The organism is Halanaerobium congolense (assembly GCF_004366375.1).
In the GTDB taxonomy this organism is placed as follows: domain Bacteria; phylum Bacillota; class Halanaerobiia; order Halanaerobiales; family Halanaerobiaceae; genus Halanaerobium; species Halanaerobium congolense.
Map to the genome: position 1 here is coordinate 50,707 of NZ_SOEF01000014.1, position 16,799 is coordinate 67,505.

21 protein-coding genes are annotated in these 16,799 nt (G+C 32.9%); 5 read left to right on the forward strand and 16 right to left on the reverse strand.

The genetic code is table 11. The annotated features are described in order from the left end of the window. Positions 1-7 precede the first annotated feature (7 nt). On the forward strand, positions 8-802 hold the full coding sequence (locus C7954_RS06495; RefSeq protein WP_073157723.1) for an ABC transporter ATP-binding protein: 795 nt from the start codon (positions 8-10) through the stop codon (positions 800-802). Between the two features lie 182 nt (positions 803-984). Here the strand turns inward: C7954_RS06495 and C7954_RS06500 are convergent, their stop codons facing one another. Further along, positions 985-1,887, reverse strand: coding sequence for a rhodanese-like domain-containing protein (locus tag C7954_RS06500; RefSeq protein ID WP_073157726.1), 903 nt, complete (start codon positions 1,885-1,887; stop codon positions 985-987). Between the two features lie 155 nt (positions 1,888-2,042). Beyond that, positions 2,043-2,963 (reverse strand): sulfurtransferase, encoded by a 921-nt coding sequence (locus tag C7954_RS06505; RefSeq protein ID WP_089723031.1) that lies wholly within the window; start codon positions 2,961-2,963, stop codon positions 2,043-2,045. A 398-nt stretch (positions 2,964-3,361) separates the two neighbouring features. Between C7954_RS06505 and C7954_RS06510 the strand changes: the two genes are divergently transcribed. Beyond that, positions 3,362-4,840, forward strand: a complete 1,479-nt coding sequence (locus C7954_RS06510; RefSeq protein WP_243734162.1) for an ArnT family glycosyltransferase — start codon at positions 3,362-3,364, stop codon at positions 4,838-4,840. Here C7954_RS06510 and C7954_RS06515 read toward each other — a convergent pair. The 8 genes from C7954_RS06515 to rfbB form a co-directional block, all read right to left on the reverse strand. Next, a complete protein-coding gene (locus C7954_RS06515) occupies positions 4,797-5,564 on the reverse strand; it encodes an ABC transporter ATP-binding protein (RefSeq protein ID WP_073157732.1) in 768 nt (255 codons plus the stop codon). The two genes, C7954_RS06510 and C7954_RS06515, sit on opposite strands and share 44 nt — an antisense overlap. Then, entirely contained in the window at positions 5,561-6,331 is a 771-nt protein-coding gene (locus C7954_RS06520) for an ABC transporter permease (protein ID WP_073157735.1), read from the reverse strand. Before C7954_RS06520 ends, C7954_RS06515 begins: the two co-directional genes overlap by 4 nt. Continuing rightward, on the reverse strand, positions 6,321-7,331 hold the full coding sequence (locus C7954_RS06525; RefSeq protein ID WP_073157738.1) for an ABC transporter substrate-binding protein: 1,011 nt from the start codon (positions 7,329-7,331) through the stop codon (positions 6,321-6,323). Before C7954_RS06525 ends, C7954_RS06520 begins: the two co-directional genes overlap by 11 nt. Positions 7,332-7,354: 23 nt before the next feature. After that, positions 7,355-8,599 (reverse strand): ATP-grasp domain-containing protein, encoded by a 1,245-nt coding sequence (locus tag C7954_RS06530; protein WP_073157741.1) that lies wholly within the window; start codon positions 8,597-8,599, stop codon positions 7,355-7,357. A 20-nt stretch (positions 8,600-8,619) separates the two neighbouring features. Continuing rightward, the gene (locus C7954_RS06535) at positions 8,620-9,372 is read right to left on the reverse strand and encodes a glycosyltransferase family 2 protein (protein ID WP_073157745.1); all 753 of its coding nucleotides are present in this window, start codon (positions 9,370-9,372) and stop codon (positions 8,620-8,622) included. A gap of 3 nt (positions 9,373-9,375) precedes the next feature. Beyond that, positions 9,376-10,539 carry a dTDP-4-amino-4,6-dideoxygalactose transaminase gene (gene rffA, locus C7954_RS06540; RefSeq protein ID WP_089723030.1) on the reverse strand — a complete coding sequence of 388 codons (1,164 nt, stop codon included), beginning with the start codon at positions 10,537-10,539 and terminating at the stop codon, positions 9,376-9,378. A 19-nt stretch (positions 10,540-10,558) separates the two neighbouring features. Beyond that, positions 10,559-11,449: a LysR family transcriptional regulator gene (locus C7954_RS06545; RefSeq protein ID WP_089655719.1), complete on the reverse strand. Its 891-nt coding sequence runs from the start codon at positions 11,447-11,449 to the stop codon at positions 10,559-10,561. Between the two features lie 148 nt (positions 11,450-11,597). Further along, positions 11,598-12,557: a dTDP-glucose 4,6-dehydratase gene (rfbB, locus tag C7954_RS06550; RefSeq protein WP_089655720.1), complete on the reverse strand. Its 960-nt coding sequence runs from the start codon at positions 12,555-12,557 to the stop codon at positions 11,598-11,600. A gap of 252 nt (positions 12,558-12,809) precedes the next feature. Here rfbB and C7954_RS14055 point away from each other — a divergent pair, with 252 nt between their 5' ends. After that, positions 12,810-12,935, forward strand: a complete 126-nt coding sequence (locus tag C7954_RS14055) for a hypothetical protein (protein ID WP_256208170.1) — start codon at positions 12,810-12,812, stop codon at positions 12,933-12,935. Position 12,936: 1 nt separating this feature from the next. Here C7954_RS14055 and C7954_RS06555 read toward each other — a convergent pair whose 3' ends face one another. The 4 genes from C7954_RS06555 to C7954_RS13880 all read right to left on the reverse strand — a co-directional run bounded on the left by C7954_RS06555 (position 12,937) and on the right by C7954_RS13880 (position 14,453). Next, complete coding sequence (locus tag C7954_RS06555) at positions 12,937-13,140, reverse strand: hypothetical protein (protein ID WP_073157756.1); 204 nt, start codon at positions 13,138-13,140, stop codon at positions 12,937-12,939. A 132-nt stretch (positions 13,141-13,272) separates the two neighbouring features. Next, entirely contained in the window at positions 13,273-13,965 is a 693-nt protein-coding gene (locus C7954_RS06560; protein ID WP_133618247.1) for a DUF3298 and DUF4163 domain-containing protein, read from the reverse strand. A gap of 22 nt (positions 13,966-13,987) precedes the next feature. Beyond that, complete coding sequence (locus C7954_RS14115; RefSeq protein WP_338068533.1) at positions 13,988-14,251, reverse strand: S1 RNA-binding domain-containing protein; 264 nt, start codon at positions 14,249-14,251, stop codon at positions 13,988-13,990. Beyond that, a complete protein-coding gene (locus C7954_RS13880) occupies positions 14,235-14,453 on the reverse strand; it encodes a hypothetical protein (protein ID WP_073157762.1) in 219 nt (72 codons plus the stop codon). Before C7954_RS13880 ends, C7954_RS14115 begins: the two co-directional genes overlap by 17 nt. Before the next feature lie 294 nt (positions 14,454-14,747). Between C7954_RS13880 and C7954_RS13640 the strand changes: the two genes are divergently transcribed. Both C7954_RS13640 and C7954_RS06570 read left to right on the forward strand, forming a co-directional pair. After that, positions 14,748-14,915, forward strand: a complete 168-nt coding sequence (locus C7954_RS13640; protein WP_159429269.1) for a hypothetical protein — start codon at positions 14,748-14,750, stop codon at positions 14,913-14,915. A gap of 112 nt (positions 14,916-15,027) precedes the next feature. Beyond that, complete coding sequence (locus C7954_RS06570; protein WP_276330800.1) at positions 15,028-15,960, forward strand: ISL3 family transposase; 933 nt, start codon at positions 15,028-15,030, stop codon at positions 15,958-15,960. A gap of 264 nt (positions 15,961-16,224) precedes the next feature. Here the strand turns inward: C7954_RS06570 and C7954_RS13885 are convergent, their stop codons facing one another. After that, the gene (locus C7954_RS13885) at positions 16,225-16,401 is read right to left on the reverse strand and encodes a P-loop NTPase family protein (protein WP_234971232.1); all 177 of its coding nucleotides are present in this window, start codon (positions 16,399-16,401) and stop codon (positions 16,225-16,227) included. Then, the gene (locus C7954_RS13890) at positions 16,374-16,586 is read right to left on the reverse strand and encodes an ATP-binding protein (protein WP_223174571.1); all 213 of its coding nucleotides are present in this window, start codon (positions 16,584-16,586) and stop codon (positions 16,374-16,376) included. The genes C7954_RS13885 and C7954_RS13890 overlap by 28 nt, the downstream gene beginning before the upstream one ends. Positions 16,587-16,799: the final 213 nt, after the last annotated feature.

Below are 16,799 nucleotides of genomic sequence, written 5' to 3' on the forward strand. Positions count from 1 at the left end.
ATCTTGTATGTCTGCTCAATCAAATAAAGAAAGCTTAATTAAAATTGAAAATATGAGTCTGGAGTATGGGGAAAGTATTAACTCTACTCTGGCTCTAAAAAATATCAGCTTAGAGATTAATAAGGGAGAGTTCATCTGTGTTTTAGGACCTTCCGGCTGTGGTAAAAGTTCACTGCTTAAATGTATTGCTGGTTATGTAAAACCTACTGCCGGTAGAGTTTTAATGCAGGGAAAAGAAGTTGATGGACCTGACTGGCATCGGGGAGTTGTTTTTCAATCTCCCACTCTATACCCCTGGATGACAGTTAATGAAAATGTAGAATTCGGACCAAAAATGCGGGATTTACCTAAAGCTGAAATTAAAGAAATCCGAGATTTTTTCTTAGATGAAGTTAATTTAAGCGGTTTTGGAGAAAACTACACCTTTGAATTATCCGGAGGTATGAAACAGCGGGTAGCTATCGCTCGAGTACTAGCAAATTATCCTCAGGTAGTTCTAATGGATGAACCATTTGGAGCTCTGGATGCTTTAACCAGAGAAAATATGCAGAACTTAATTCGCAACATCTGGAAAGAAAACAATACCACCATCTTTTTTATCACCCATGATGTAGATGAAGCACTTTTGTTGGCTAATAGAGTTGTCGTGATGTCCAAACAGCCGGGTGAAATTATAAAGATCTTTAATGTTGATTTTACTAATCAAATTTTTGAAAAGGGTACTAAAGAAGTAATTTATAATGAAGATTATTTTGAAGTCAAAAATGAAATTATGGATATCATCCACAGCCAAATTGATTAAATTTAAGATCTTTAACTAGAGTGTAAATTTGATCAAAATCTTAAGAAAATATAATTGGCTTTAAAATAATCTATAAATATATGTACAAAAAACATAAAGGAGCCCCGAGGGGCTCCTTTTTAATATCTATAAATTTTATTTTATCAGATATTAAGTTTTTTAATTTCAATTTACTGCACTACTTACTTTACTACTTCATAACCTTTGTTAGACCAACCATAAGGCTCATTAGCAGAAGTACCCATACCACCATTAAGTGATACAGCATCATAGTCTAACATTCTTAAACCTGCTACTGCCTGACCTGCTGTTTGACCTGTATAGCAGTAAACAACTATCTTCTTATCCTGAGGCAGCTGTCCAAAATACTGCTGCATACCAGCACCCCAGGGAATATTAACTGCACCTTTGATGTGACCTTCAGCAAAATCTTTAGGCTGTCTGATTGACACTATCATCATATCTGCACCAGAATCTACAGCCATTTTTAACATATCTTCAGCAATCTTATAGTTTTTATACATTGTATCACTAACATCAGCTAAACCTGCATAGTAATCTTCAACTGCAGCTTTAAGATTCGCATTAATTTTATAATCTGTAACTCCACCAAGTTGATGTGCTTCAGTTTCAACTATTTCTTCATAACCTGCAACTCTTGAAATACCTAAGTTCCAGCCAAATCTAACTGACTTAGCCTCAAAACCAGCAAAATTTAATAAAGCAACTGTCTGATTGGCAGTCTGAGCTGTATAGCAGTAAACATAAATTGTTTTATCTCCAGGTAACTTATCTAAAGCAGCTGGAATAGCTTCTGGGCCCCAGGGTATATTAACTGCACCTTTGACGTGACCTTCATTATAAACATCAGGCTGTCTGATATCTAAAATAAAGAGATCTTCTCCGGCCTTAACTTTTTCTACAAAATCTTTTTCACCAATCATACCGTTGTCTTCAGGAAGGTTTTCAAAATAACCATTAACTGCATCTTCTACTGCATCAGATACTGCAAATGCTGATGTTGAAACTACCAGCAGGGCCATAACAACTAGTGCCATTGATAATAAAATTCTTCTTTTTTTCATTCGTATTCCTCCTAATTTTTTATTCGTTACGTCAAATCTAACTAAATTGTGAAAATACAATACATTAAAATATATTTCACAAACCTTCTTAAATAAAAGTTCTCAACTTATTGTTAAGAACTTTCATTATATACATTTAATTAAAAACAATTTTACTAAGAGCCATCCTGAGCACTTGGTTTAGCAGGTGCACCAGTAGGCACTGCCTTAGGTGTTGAACTATCTGATGACCATTCAATCCAGGCACCATCATAAAGCTTTAGATTTCTATAGCCGGCATTATGTAAGGCTATAAAACTCTGAGCTGCTCTAATTGAAGTCTGACAGTACATAATAACTTCTTCGTCTGGTGTTATACCATTATCAGGATAATATCTCTGAATATAACTTGGTGGATAAAATTCTCCATTATCCTTATTATTATTTACATAATTAATATGAATAGCTCCCGGAATAATCCCTTTGTTTACTTCCGCTGCTGTTCGAACATCTAAAATTTCAACATTTTCACTGGGATTATTAACCTCAGCCAGAACTTCTTCTTTAGCAGCAATTAGTTCTTCATTTTTTTCTGCTGCTTTGTATTCTACAGCTTCAACCTCGTAATCTCCTGATACAAAATTAGCTCCAGCTTCTTTCAGAGCATTCAAACCACCACTGATCACCTTCATATTAGCAGTATCATGTCCGTAGACCAGCATTGTCCACCACAAGCGGGCTGCATCCATATTATTGTTATTATCATAAATTAATACCTTTGTCTGATTTGAAATGCCATTTTCTCCTAAAGAAGACTCAACTTTAGAAGCATCTGCTAGCATATTTGGATAAGGACCAAAAGTAGTGATATCATTTCTGGCAATATTTACTGCACCATCAAGATGCTGATCTTCAAAATCACCCGATTGCTGTGCATCAACTACAACTACCTCCCCTTCCTCAATCATTTTAAGGGCTTCATCTGCTGTAATTATATCCTGACCCACTTCACCAGGAACAGAAATATCTGCTTCACAGCCTGTGAGAATAATCGCAAAAGTTAATAAAAGCAATAATAACTTTGCTGTTTTTTTCATTTTTCCACCTCCAAATTTATATTGTTAAAATTGGAACAATCTCTATTAATATTATAAAACATATTAGCCGTTTATGGTTATAACATTTATTAATAGTGCATTCAATTATCAAATGAGGACTGCTTTTCTGCTCTCTAAAATACTTAATAACTGCTGCTGATTAACTCAAAAGTTTTAAAAAAAATAAACAGATATGATATAATGGGCGTGAGCTGGATTAAAATAATATTAAGGAGCATCTTTGTATGTATATGTATAATTCAATAAAAAATAAGTTTAATAAAATTAAAGCATCTCATTTAATTCTACTTTTTTTTATAATAAATATATTTTTTCTGACTAATTTTCCTTTTATACATTCTGATGAAGCTTGGTTGAGCGGGCTTTCAAGACAAATTATGCAGACTGAAAATTTAGCGAGCACTGAATCCTTCTTTGATCTGCTGCCCCGTCATCCTCATGCAGTTAAAATCTTCTTTCATCTGCTGCAGATTATCTTTATCAAGCTTTTTGACTATCAAATTTTTACATTTCGCTTGATTTCTCTAGTGGCAGGAAGTGTCAGCCTTTATATCTTTTATAAAATATCATTTTTAATTACAAATTCAAAGAAGTTAAGTCTGTCTGCTTTAATAATTCTGGCTGCTGACATTCATTTTATTTACAGCTCTCATCTGGCTCGTCAGGAAATTATTTTAGTTCTATTCTTCCTCTCAGTATTTTATTATTTTTTAAAAAATATTGATTCTAAAAATGCTGATAATTATTATTTAAAATCAGGTCATTCAGTCCAAAAAGATTTTATTTTGGGACTTATTCTGGGATTATCAATTGGTTTTCATCCTAATGCCTTTATTATTTCAATGCCTTTAATCTTAATCTACAGCTGGAATTTAATTTTTAATCAAAAAACTACATTTAAAAATTATCTCAGCTTTGGAGCAGCCCTGACTATAACTGCTCTGTTATTTATTTATTTAAGTTTTCAATTTGATCCTAATTTTATTAGTAATTACAGCAGTTATGGTGCCCGACTGGGGGTTTTAGATTCTTTTTTAATCAAACTAGAAAATCTAAAAGCATTTTATCTAAAATTATTTTATAGAGTCAGTGGTACTTATTATATTCCTCCAATAAAATTTCAACTTATATTTTTTACTGCAGTAATTACAGTTTCAATAATAAAATCTATTTTTAGCAGATTTAAAAAAGATAGAATTAATATTTATTTACTTTTGACTCTGCTGGGTCTTAATCTTGGGTATTTAATAATAGGCAGATACAACCAGACCTCAATTATTTTTATTTTACCTGCTGCCTATCTCATATTTATAAATATGATAAAAAATTTAAATCCCAAATTTAGGGGATCACTAGTATTGATTTTAATAATAATTTTATTGCTGAACACTGGTTTCACAATAATTAAGGACAGCCATTATAATTATCAGGATTATCTGCATCAGATTGCAGAAGTAGTACCGCAGGAAGCTCGGGTTTTAGCTAATTTAAATACTGATTACTATTTTGAAAATGGAAGCCTTTATGATTATAGGAATCTGGAATATTTGGAGGAAAACAAACTCTCCTTTGCTGACTATATTAACAAAAATAAAATCGAATATATAATTTATCCTGAAGAAATGGATTTTATTTATAACAGCCGTCCCAGCTGGAATATCCTTTATGGTAATCTTTATCCCTATTATTCTGAGATGCAGCAGTTTTTAAAACAGAAAACAAAGCTGATTAAAATATTTAGCAGCTCTACTTATGGAATGAGAATTGTTAGAAAAATAGGTCAAAAAGATTGGTCGGTTAAAATTTATAAGGTTAATTCTGCAGCCGGGTCTGAAGCTGTTCAAAAAGCTGATTAAATTCTCTGCTGCTGCGTTTTCGAGGATGGGGCAGCTTATTATCCACCAGTTCTATAATCTCTCCAGGTTCATTTTTCATGAGTACTATCCTTTCCGAAAGAAAAACTGCCTCTCTGATATCATGAGTCACAAAGATAATTGTCTTATCTTCTTCCTGCCAGAGCTGAGCTAAAAGCTGCTGCAGTTCCTGTCTTGTCTGACTGTCTACACTACCAAAAGGCTCATCCATCAGCATTATCTCTCCCTCTGCAGCCAGAGTTCTTGCCAGCGCCACCCGCTGCTTCATCCCACCAGATAGCTGATGTGGATAATAATCCTGATAACTTTTAAGCTTAACTTCATTTAAATATTTTAATGACTTTTCTTTAATCTGTCTTTTAGTTAGTTTTATATTTTTATTTTTAGCAGAAGCCTTAACCGCAAAACTGATATTATCAATTACCGTCTGCCAGGAAAAAAGCTGTTCAAATTCCTGAAAAAGCATAATACGATCTAGACCAGAATCTTCAATCAGCTGCTCATTTTTAAGAAGTTTTCCCTTTTCTGATTTAATAAATCCGGCAATAATTTTAAGCAGAGTTGACTTACCACAGCCGGAAGGTCCTAAAATTGTCAAAAACTCATTTTTTTTAATTTGTAGATTAATATCTTTTAAAGCTATCTTCTTCCCTTTTTCTGTGTTAAAACTCTTAGCTATATTTTTAAGTTCTAAATAGGAGCTCATTTTAACATGCCCCATTTCCGAACTGTATTTGTTTCTAATTTCTTGAATATAAAATCCTCAACTGTAACTCCAATAAAAATAATTACAATTATTCCTGCAAAAACACCAGGGAGATCAAAAAAAACTCTCTTCTGAAAAATATACCAGCCCAGTCCTCCCAGACTATTTATAGCTCCAAAAAGCATTTCTGCACTGATTAAAGCCCGCCAGGACCTGGCCCATGCTATTTTTAAACCAGAAATAAAGTAGGGAAATGAAGCTGGAATTAATATTTTAAACATAAATTCTAATTTATTTAAGCGATAATTTTTGGCAATTAGAGTGTAAATATCCGGTATAGAATTAAATCCTGTACTCAAGTTTAAAATTAAGGGCCATAAAACTGAGTGAATTATCACAATCAAAATTGCAGTTTTACCAGAGCCAAACCAGATTAATATTAAAGGCATCAGTGCAATTCCCGGCAGTGGATGAGCCAGAGCTGTTAAAGTATCAATTAATCCATCAGCATATTTAGAAAAATAAGCTGTCAGTGCTAAAATTAAAGCAGCAGCCGCAGCAATAATTAAACCCTGAATAATAATTGAAAGAGAAAAAGCAATCTGTTTGACCAAAGTTCCATCTTTTAATGATTTAAGTAATGCCAGAAAGATTTGATCCAGTCCGGGAAATATTAGATCAGAAAATAAACCGCTCCAGGCTGTCAGCTGCCAGAAAAGAGCCAGGACTGTAACCCAAACTAGACGCTGCCGATATTTATTTTCCATCCTGTTCTGCCCCCTCTAAAACAGTTTCCTTTTTTTCTGTCACTAACTCTTCGGTAAAAATTAGTTCAGAGCGCTGATAATTATTTTCTTTTAAATATCCTTCAGCTGTCATAAAGGCTAAAAATTCTTCCAACCCCTTAATTTTAGAGGTAAACTCCATTCCAGGCCAGTTTAAATATTCTTTCATTTCTGCTGCAGTCAGATTGTAATTATCTGCTAAAATATCTGCTGCTTGAGGCTGCTGATTAATAAAATTAAGAGCTTCAGTTAGAGCTTCTAAAAAGACTTTATAATTTTTAGACTGCTGCTGGTAAAATTCTTCTGTACTGACTCCAACAATAAAAGTAAATTCGCCTCCAAAAGCTTCTTTTCCACTTAAAATCTTTTTAATCCCCTTTTCTTTACTTTCTAAAAACAAATAAGGGGGAGAAGCAAAGTGGGCACTCACTTCCCTGCCGGCAAGCAGAGCATTCATTGCATCAGGATGATTCATTGTTAAAAGCTGATCGTCAAATTTATTTACCTCTGCAAAATCTCTCTCTACTGCCATAGATAGTAAAATATGCTGTATACTCCCCGGCTGCGGCAGAGCAATTCTATCTTCAGCTTTAAAATCTGCCAGAGAATTAATATATTCTCGATTGGTCATTAATCCAAGCGGACTTTCAGATAGTCCGGAAATTATTTTCCACTTCATCCCTTTATCTCGGGCAATCAAAAAGGGTGGTATTGCCATAAAAGCAATATCAACTTCTCCAGCCAGCATTGCTTCTCTAATAGCTGTAGTATTGCTGAGCTGTTTCCATTCAACTTCTAAAGAAGGATCTGCCTTTTCTAACAGGCTGAGCTCTTTGATCAGCTGTACGGGTGCATAGGCCAGGCCGTACTGTTCAGCAATAGTAAGTTTTGTTTGATCAGCTGCATAATCTTGAATACTACAAGCTGATGCTAAAAAAATAATTAAAAACAACATTACAATAATCAAAATATATTTTTTCATTATTACACTCCTGGCTCAACTATTTAAAAATTTTCTCCAATTTCTCTTAAAACAAGGTTTTTGCCATTTTGATCTCTAATTTTTAAATTATCATAAACAGCTGTTACTCTCTGCCTCAGATCTTTTTTATTATCTGCAGCAGCTATAAAATAACCAGCTCTGGCAGTAGCATTCTCAATATTTGGTATTCTTTCTCCCGGCTGATAATTAAATCCTGCTTTTAAAACACCAGTTAATTTTAAAAGTTCTGAGCTGGATGTGCGCTCAATAATCTTTCCTGGTTCAGCAAAGAAAAGCTGAGAAGAAAGATATTTCAAATTATCCTCTAAAGAATAACTATTTAAAGCTGAGCTGTCAATTTTTTCCCCGGCAGCCAGCTGCACCATCATTTTTAAAATATCAACACCTGTCAGCTGAGGCATAAAATCTCCTTCATAAGCTCCACCTATTCTGCAGGCTATTTCATTAACCTTAATTCCTTTTTCACCTATTAAAAACTGAAAATAGATAGGACCATTTTCAATAGCAAATTCATCAATAATTTTTTGGCTCAGCTTTTCAATCTGTTCTCTATATTCTTTCAAATATTTAGATGGGAAAAAGTGAGATGAACAGATACCAATATGCATATCTTCCTCAAAACGCAGTCTATCTGTTACTGTTAAGAGCTTTGATCTGCCATCTATGACCCAGCCGCTGACAGTAATTTCGTCTGATTTATAATATTCCTCCACTAAGATTTCATTTTCTCTAGAAAAGCTTAAAACTTCGTTAAATTTTTCTCTAATCTGAGCAGTAGAATCTAATTTAAAAACACCCCGCTGACCCTGGCTGTCCAGCGGTTTAACCACTAAAGGTCTTTTGAAATCATTTAAATCCTGCTCAGAAAAATTTTGGGGCAAAATTTTATATTTAACTGTTGGAATTTCTGCTGCTGAAAATTTATTTTTCATTACCTTTTTGTTAGTTACGGCCTCTGCTGTTTCAACTGAAATATATTGATTTAAATTCAGCCTTTCTGCCACCTGAGCTGCTGTATAAACAGGCTGATCTGTTCCAGAAGTCAGTACTCCATCTACTCTGTATTTCCTGGCAGTTTTAAGATTAGCTTTGTAATCAAAAGTGCTGCTATCAGATGCAAAATCAGCTATTTTTTTACCGGGAGCATCAGAATAATAATCTGAAATTACAACCTGATATCCCATTTCTTTTGCTTTTTTTATTAAACTGAGCTGACCACTGCCTCCACCCAGAATTAAAAGTCTCATAGTTATATTCCTCTTTCTAATTAGCTTTTATTATTTTTGAAAGTACTTTCTGCAATTATGTACTGCTCTTTATCTGAGCGTAAATATTTTAATAAAGGTAATCTGCCGTAATATAGATAAAGTTTTAGAAATAACTTTAAAAGTTTTAAAAAATTATAATTTGATTCACCATATTTTCTCTGCTGCTGTTTAGTATAAATATTTGCTATTTCAGCTTTTTCTCTGAGTATTACAGCCGAAATATAAATAAATGATTTATCAGCTGCAGTAATTTTCTTCATCATTTCCCGGCTGATAATTCTAAAACTGCTGACTCTGATATTTTTAGATTTTGAAGTTATCAAATTAAATAATCGATTAGTTAGTTTTGAACCAAGCCTTCGGTAAAAACTATATTTTCTGCCTTTGGGAATGGCATAAACAACATCAAAACCTTCTTTAATCTTTTGGTAGAGTCCAACTATATCCTGGGGCTGATGCTGCAGATCATCATCCATTGTAATAATATAATCTCCAGCAGCATAATTAAAGCCGCAAAAAATAGCATTCTGCTGACCAAAATTTTGGGCCAGACGAATGCCTTTTACTCTGCTGTCCTGATTGTGCAGTTCTAAAATCTGATTATAACTCTTATCTGAACTATTATCATCAACAAAAATAAGCTCAATTTTAAAATTATTGGCAGAGGCTGTTTTTTTTAGAGCCGAATAAAGTTCTTCCAGAGAATTTTCGCCATTATAAACCGGTACTACAATTGAAATTAAATCACCCATACTCTACACTCCTGCCTGCTTTATTTTTTTAAATATACCTCTTAAAGCTGCAGTAATATATTCTAAATCTGCTGAAGATAAATCAGGGTAAATAGGAAGTCGAAGCAGTCTGGCTGCAATTTTATTTGTATTCTCCAGATCTTTTTTATGATAGCCGATTTTTCTTCCCATTGGTGAAGCATGCAGCGGCTGAAAATGAAAGGTTGCTTCAACTCCATTTTCTCTGAGCTGCTGCAGAACAAAATCTCTTATCTTTTGATTCCTAAATTTCAAATAATATATGTGATAATTACTCTGCCTATCAACAGGTACAGATGAAATCAGCTCCAAAAAATCTTCAGTCAAAAATTCTTTTAAATGCTGATTATAATAATCAAATACTTTTTTTCTTTCTAAAGTGATTTTATCCAGCGCTTCCAGCTGAGCAAATAAAAGAGCCATCAAAATATCTGAAGGAAGATAACTTGAACCTTCTCCAACCCAGTTGTATTTGTCGATTTTTCCCCGCAGAAAGCGGGAGCGATTGGTTCCCTTTTCTCTTATAATTTCTGCCCTCTCAATTATTTTCGGCTGCTTTGAATTAATAATCAAGGCTCCACCTTCACCACTGACAAAATTTTTGCTGCCGTGAAAGCTGTAGCAGCCAAAATCACCCAGGCTGCCTGCTGCCTGCTCTTTATAAAAACTATTAACAGCATGGGCAGCATCTTCTATAATGAATAAATCATTTTCAGCTGCAATTTCCTTAATCTGATCCATCTCACAGCTGACCCCGGCATAGTGAACAGGAATAACAGCTTTTGTTCTGGTGGTAATTTTAGCTTCAAAATCAGTTGGATCAAGATTAAAGGTATCAGACTTAATTTCTGCAAAAACAGGACTGGCTCCTTCTTTAAGCACTGCATTTGCTGTAGAGCTAAAAGTAAAAGAAGGCATAATGACTTCATCCCCTTCTTTTAACTCAATTAGCTGAGCTGCCATTTCCAGAGCATGGGTAGCTGAAGTGGTCATTAAAACCCTATTTAATGCAAATTTTTCTTCTAAAAACTCACTCACTTTGTGAGTATAAAAACCATCACCACTCAAGCTCCCTCTTGAAAGTGCATCATTTATATAATATTTTTCTTTTCCAGTTAAATAAACTTTATTAAAAGCTATTTGTCGCATTAAAAATTACTCCGATCCTTTAATAACAAATATGTTTGCCCAGTTTTTTAAAATTGGCTATAAATTCTTTTACATTTTCTGTCAGAAATTCAGCTTTTTTATTAATCATATAAATATCATAATCTAAATCATAATCAGTAATTCTGGAGACATTAATTTCTTTGGCGCTAAATTCGTCTCTAACCGCATTATATGGAACAAAAGCAACACCATAACCTTTGCGCACCAGAGTCTTAATAGCCTCTGTAGAATCAAGCTGAGAAATCACCTCTATTTCGGAAAAATTACTTCCCAAATCTGCTAGAGCATCCTTGAAATTCTCTTTGATTATGCAGTCCTCTTTTAAAATCACAAATTTATAATCTAAAACCTCTTGCAGTTCAACTTTTTCCGGCAGATCAAAAGCGGGTGGAGAAATCAAAACTACCTTTTCGTTAATTACTTCCTCTGAATGCAAATTCTCTGCCTGAGCTGGGTGAGTTGTAAAACCAATTTCGCAGATATCACTTAAAACATCCTGCTCAATTTTATCTGAAGAAGCAGAAACCAGATTATATTTATGATTTGGAAACTTAAACTGCATATTTAAAATGGCACAGGGAAGACAGTAAGTGGCAATTGTATGTTCACCTTCTATTTTGATTTCTCTGCTTTCCTGCTCATTTAAATCAGAGAGCATTTTATTATAAGTTCGAATTATATTATCTGCATATTTTAATACTATCTCTCCAGATTTTGTTAATTTAACTCCTCGGTTGCTGCGGATGAAAAGTCTTTCCCCCAGTGAATCTTCCAATTTCTGTATCTGCTGACTTAAAGCAGGCTGAGATATATGAGAATTATTTGCTACTTTAGAAATGCTTTTTATTTTGGCTATCTCTTGAAAATATTCAAGACTTTCAATATGCATAAATACACCCTCTCATAGTCTATAAAATAAAATTTTGAAGATATTGTTTTTAACTAATGTTCTTAATTAATTATATTATTAATCAAGCTAAATAACAAGGAATTAATCGCAAAAGATGGATAATATTTAAAATCTGTATTTTTTTAACTTAAATCAGCTTCTGCCACCACTCTTTATGATCTAAGTACCAATTCAAAGTAATCTGCAGCGACCTCTCAAAATCATATTCTGCTTTCCAGCCCAATTCTCTTTTAAGCTTAGCACTGTCAACTGCATAGCGGTAATCATGTCCTCTACGGTCTTCTACATGTTTAATTAGTAGTTCTGATTTAGATAAGAAAGAGAGTATTCTTTTAGTAACTTCCAGATTGCTTTTTGGATTATCTGCCCCAATATTATAGATTTCTCCTTTTTTAGCCCGGCGCATTACTAAGTCTACAGCCCGACAGTGATCCTTAACATAAATCCAGTCTCTAATATTGCTGCCATCCCCATAAAGAGGCAGCTTCTTATTCTTTAGAGCATTAATTATAAACAGTGGAATTAGCTTTTCAGGGTACTGATAAGGACCAAAATTATTTGAACAGCGGCTAATATTAACCGGCAAATTATAAGTTTTAAAATAAGAATTAACTAAAAGATCAGCCGCTGCTTTAGAGGCAGCATAAGGACTGGAGGGATTTAAAGGACTATTTTCTGTAAATTTTCCTTTTTCACCCAGGCTGCCGTAAACCTCGTCAGTAGAAATTTGAACAAAGTTTTTAACACCAAATTTTAGGGCTAGATCAAGCAAATTCTGAGTACCCCCAACATTAGTTTTAACAAAAATAGAAGAATCTTCTATGCTGCGGTCAACATGCGATTCAGCTGCAAAATTAACTATATAATCTACTCCCCGGTGCATAAGCTGATCAATTTTTTCTTTATCACAGATATCCAGCTGTTTAAACTGATAGTTGGGATTGGCCTCTACATCTTTTAAGTTATCTAGATTGCCGGCATAAGTTAATTTATCAACATTGATAATCTGGTCATCATATTTTTCCAGCTGATAGCGAATAAAGTTACTACCAATAAAGCCAGCTCCACCTGCAACTAAAATTCTCATCTAAGTCAACTCCTCTGCTGCTTTTTATAATTTTTTTGATCAATCTAAGCTAAAATATATCTAAAATAGTAAATTTTCATTAAAATAATTATATCATACTAAGCTTTAATTCTACATTAATCCAGCAATTTTTTCGAATAAATCTTGTTTAACGAACACATGTATGTTAAAATATCTATATAGTCAATTCAGCTAAAATTAAATTCTATAAATTTTAATTTTCACACTAATATTATAAGGAGTTGAAAAAATATGAATTTTAAAGACAGAGGCAAAATTATTAAGCTGGACAAATATAATAAACAAATCAAAATAGAACAGGCCGATAAAATGATTAGATATATAGACTTTAGTCAAATTATAGATTTATCTCTTTAGTTTATTTTTTATGGCCCCCAATAGTGCTTTCAATTCTATCTTTAATATTTCCTTTTTCCAGATTTCTTTTTTTATCTCCGATTCCAGCTAAATAACCCTTAAGAGGATGAATATTTCTTTTAACTAATTCTATACTGGCATAAAATGATTTCATATCTACACACAAAATTTGATCAGCTGGTACATCACTATAATCAGGCTGCATTACAGTTCCTCCTCTTAATTTAAACGAACGTTTGTTTAAATATATTTTAGCATATTTAATTGCAATTGACAAACATAAGTTCGTTAAACGGCTAAAAAAAACTGCTTTGAAAAAATACAGCAGTTTGTCAGCTTAATATTTAACTCTGAATTCAGGCATTCCAGTTGAATAGGGAGCTACAGCATAAGGCTGAAAATATATAACCAGTTCCCCGGCTTCGAGATAATAATGCTGATCTTCTTCTAAACTCTGAAAACCATAATCACCGTGAAAATAATTAGCTGGATTTTTTTCTATTTCAGATTTTATTAAAACTTCTACTTCAGCTAAAGTTAAATTGATTCTCTCTAAAAAATCTATTAATTTTAGATCTTCTCCTGAATTTAGATCAATATTATAACTCAAACTATAGGGATTACCGTGTGCTCCACCTGTATATTGATAATAATTAAATTTAATACTAAAGATTTGCTTATTATTTTTAATTTCAAAATCTACTATCCCTTCAAATTGATGCATTGGAATTTCTGCCGCTGCAAAATTATGCTGACTCTGGCTGGCCATCTCAATAGTAGATTCAAGAAAACAAAAAATATCATCTCTAAAAAGGTCATTGTATTTAGACTGAACATTCTTAGATTTTAAACCTAATAAAATTGGTATTTCTGCCTCTATATGATAAAGATCTTCTTCATTTTTTTCCACTGGAATTTTAATAATCTCAACAGCTGCAGCAGAATTTGCTGCAGTAAAAATCAAAACACTAAAAACAAGAATTGACAGTTTTAAATTACTGCAATTAAAAAAATAATTTGCCTTTTTCAATTTCAACAGCTCTTTTCATTATCTATTTTTTCAGTTTTATCCCCTTAGAAGTTATATCAATAATTTTTTCTTTATATAAGCCTCCAATGGCTTTCTTAAAGCTCCCTTTACTAATCTGTAATGCTTTTTTTATTTTTTCAGGTGAACTGTCATCATTTAATGGCAGTGAACCTCCTTTTGCCTTAAGATGAGTAAGAATTTTCTCTTTAGCATCTTCTATTCTACCATAACCAATCTTGCGCAGGCTGACATCAATCTTATTGTCTTCTCTAATTTTTTTTAATATAGCCTTTCATTCTATCTCCAACTGTTATTTCTTTATAAATATCATTTTCATAAACTAAACCAAAATATTCATCATTAATAATTACTGTCGCTCCTAAATCAGTAAATTTATAGATCAAAATATCTACTTTATCACCTTCACTAAAGTCTACATTTTCTGGAGCTTCTTCAATTCCTGCTGTATTAATATCACTACTTCTCATTATTTCACCAATACCTTTCTTTAAGTTGAAAACATATTAAAATTCTATCAGAACAATTACATAATAATTGTACCATAATATTTGGCCATTTAAAACACTATGCAGTTTTTCTTTTAGAGTTAGGACTTTTATTGAAAAGATTATTGCAATTTAAGTTTAATTTTTTGGTTGTATAATTAATGTTATGAAGAAAAAAATGTAAATCTAAAAATATCTAAATAAAAAAGGCATTTGCCTGGCTCCGTTGAATTAATTAGTTACAGACCAAAAAAATTCAATAAAGGAGTCAAGCAAATGCATAATAATCTTATCACAGATTTAATGGATTTACCAGACCTGGTTGCAACAGATTTAATTAAAACGGAGGAATATTTAGTTTTTGTAGCTGACTATAAAAATGATCATGTTAAATGTCCTATCTGTGGTAAAAAAGCAGATAAAGTTCATGATAGGCGCCCATAAGATATTCAGGATGTTCCTTTAAGAGATAAAAAAGTAACTATCAAACTGGTTAAAAAACGTTATAGCTGCGGTCATTGCGGCAAAAGAGCAATACCTAAAAAAAATAAAGAGTATTTCAAGATATTCAAGAAAAACTGAGCGTTTTAAAATGCATCTTTTAAAACAGACTGATAGCCGTGATTACTCAAGAGTAGCAAAAGAACATGGTCTTAGTTATACCAGTATTCAAAACTCGGTACACAGTAAATTAGACACTCTGATCGAAGAAGCCCAGCTTGCAACCCTGGATGAAGTTGAAGCTATCATTATAGATGAATTTGCAATTAAGAAAAAACATAAATATGCTGTCGCTCTAACTGATCCGATTAACGGTAAGTTAATTGATATTTTATCTTCCCGTAAAAAGAAAGATCTAATCGAGTACTTCAATACCTGGACCTGGCCTGAGGAACTAAGGGAACAGATCAAATACTTCTCCATGGACATGTGGAGTCCTTATAAGGCTGTAGCAGAAACGGTTTTTCCCAATGCACAGATAGTGGTTGATAAGTTTCATCTCGTTACAGCTATAAATAACGCCTTAGACAAGCTCAGAATCCAGGAACAGGATAAACAGACTGCTGCCAATAGAAAGAAGTTCTATAAGTCTAGACTCACTCTATTAATGGCTGGTGAAGACCTTGATGATGACAGCCACCAGCGGCTGATAGAAATCTTTAAACTATCTCCTGCTTTAGAAAAAGCGTGGGAGCTAAAAGAAGAATTCAGAGATCTACTCCAGATACCTGATATTAAAGAGTCTATTGAAGCTTTAAATCACTGGTATGAAAAAGTTAGCCAGGCTAAATTAAATCTATTCTATAAAGCTAAAAGAACAGTTAAAAACTGGGAAGAAAATATAATTAACTATTTCAGAACCAGAATAACCAACGGATTTGCTGAAGGATTAAACAATAAAATTAAATTGATTAAAAGAATTGGCTACGGTGTCCCTAAAGTTGAGAACTTAAAACGCCGAGTATTTTTATCATTGTTAAGTATTTAAGAGCAATTTAAAAAAACAAAGAGATAACTTGATTCAAACGGTGCTATTTAGATTTCACAACATTTGTCAAAGAGCCTACCTCCAATTTTTTTATCAAATGTGATTTTACTTTAAGCATTCTTTCTCTTAAATCTTGATCATTATCAACAAAGAGTTCACCTTTTTTAAATGATTCTACAATAATTCTGCTGTAAGGAATTTTAGTTAAAAGTTCAATCTCTTCTTCCGGACAATATAACTTTATTTTCTCACTAGTTTTTTCATTTAAATCATATTTATGATTGCAAGTCCAGCAGGTGAAACATCAATTAAAATCCACTCTTTGCTTTTTTTAGCAATTTCTGAAGCTTTTTTCTTAACCTTACTCACTAACTTACCAGAAGTATCAGCACCTGGAATCAAACGAGCATGAATCATATCTCCAAACTTACTTTCTGCCAATAAAGACTTTCTGTCTCAATAGCTTCAAGTTTAAGAGCTTTTGTTGGACAAACTTCTACACAAACCCCACAACCCTCACATTTTAAGTTCTTAACCTGAAAATCATCAGCAGTTATGACATTATAACGACAATAATCATAACATTTACCGCAATCAATACAAATAGACTGATTCTGGAGAAAAATATTTTAGCTACATGTTTTCATTTTCACCTTATTTAGGATAAAATATTTTTAAGAACAAAATGGCCTAACGGCCACCCCTACTATAGAAGTTAATTAATATTTCTTTAGTAGGGTTCTATTTTAAATGTAAATTTGAACTTCATTTCTGCATTACACTCAGGACATGCCACTCCTGGCATTTCTCCCTCTTTAAGATCTTTTCCCATTGCAAAT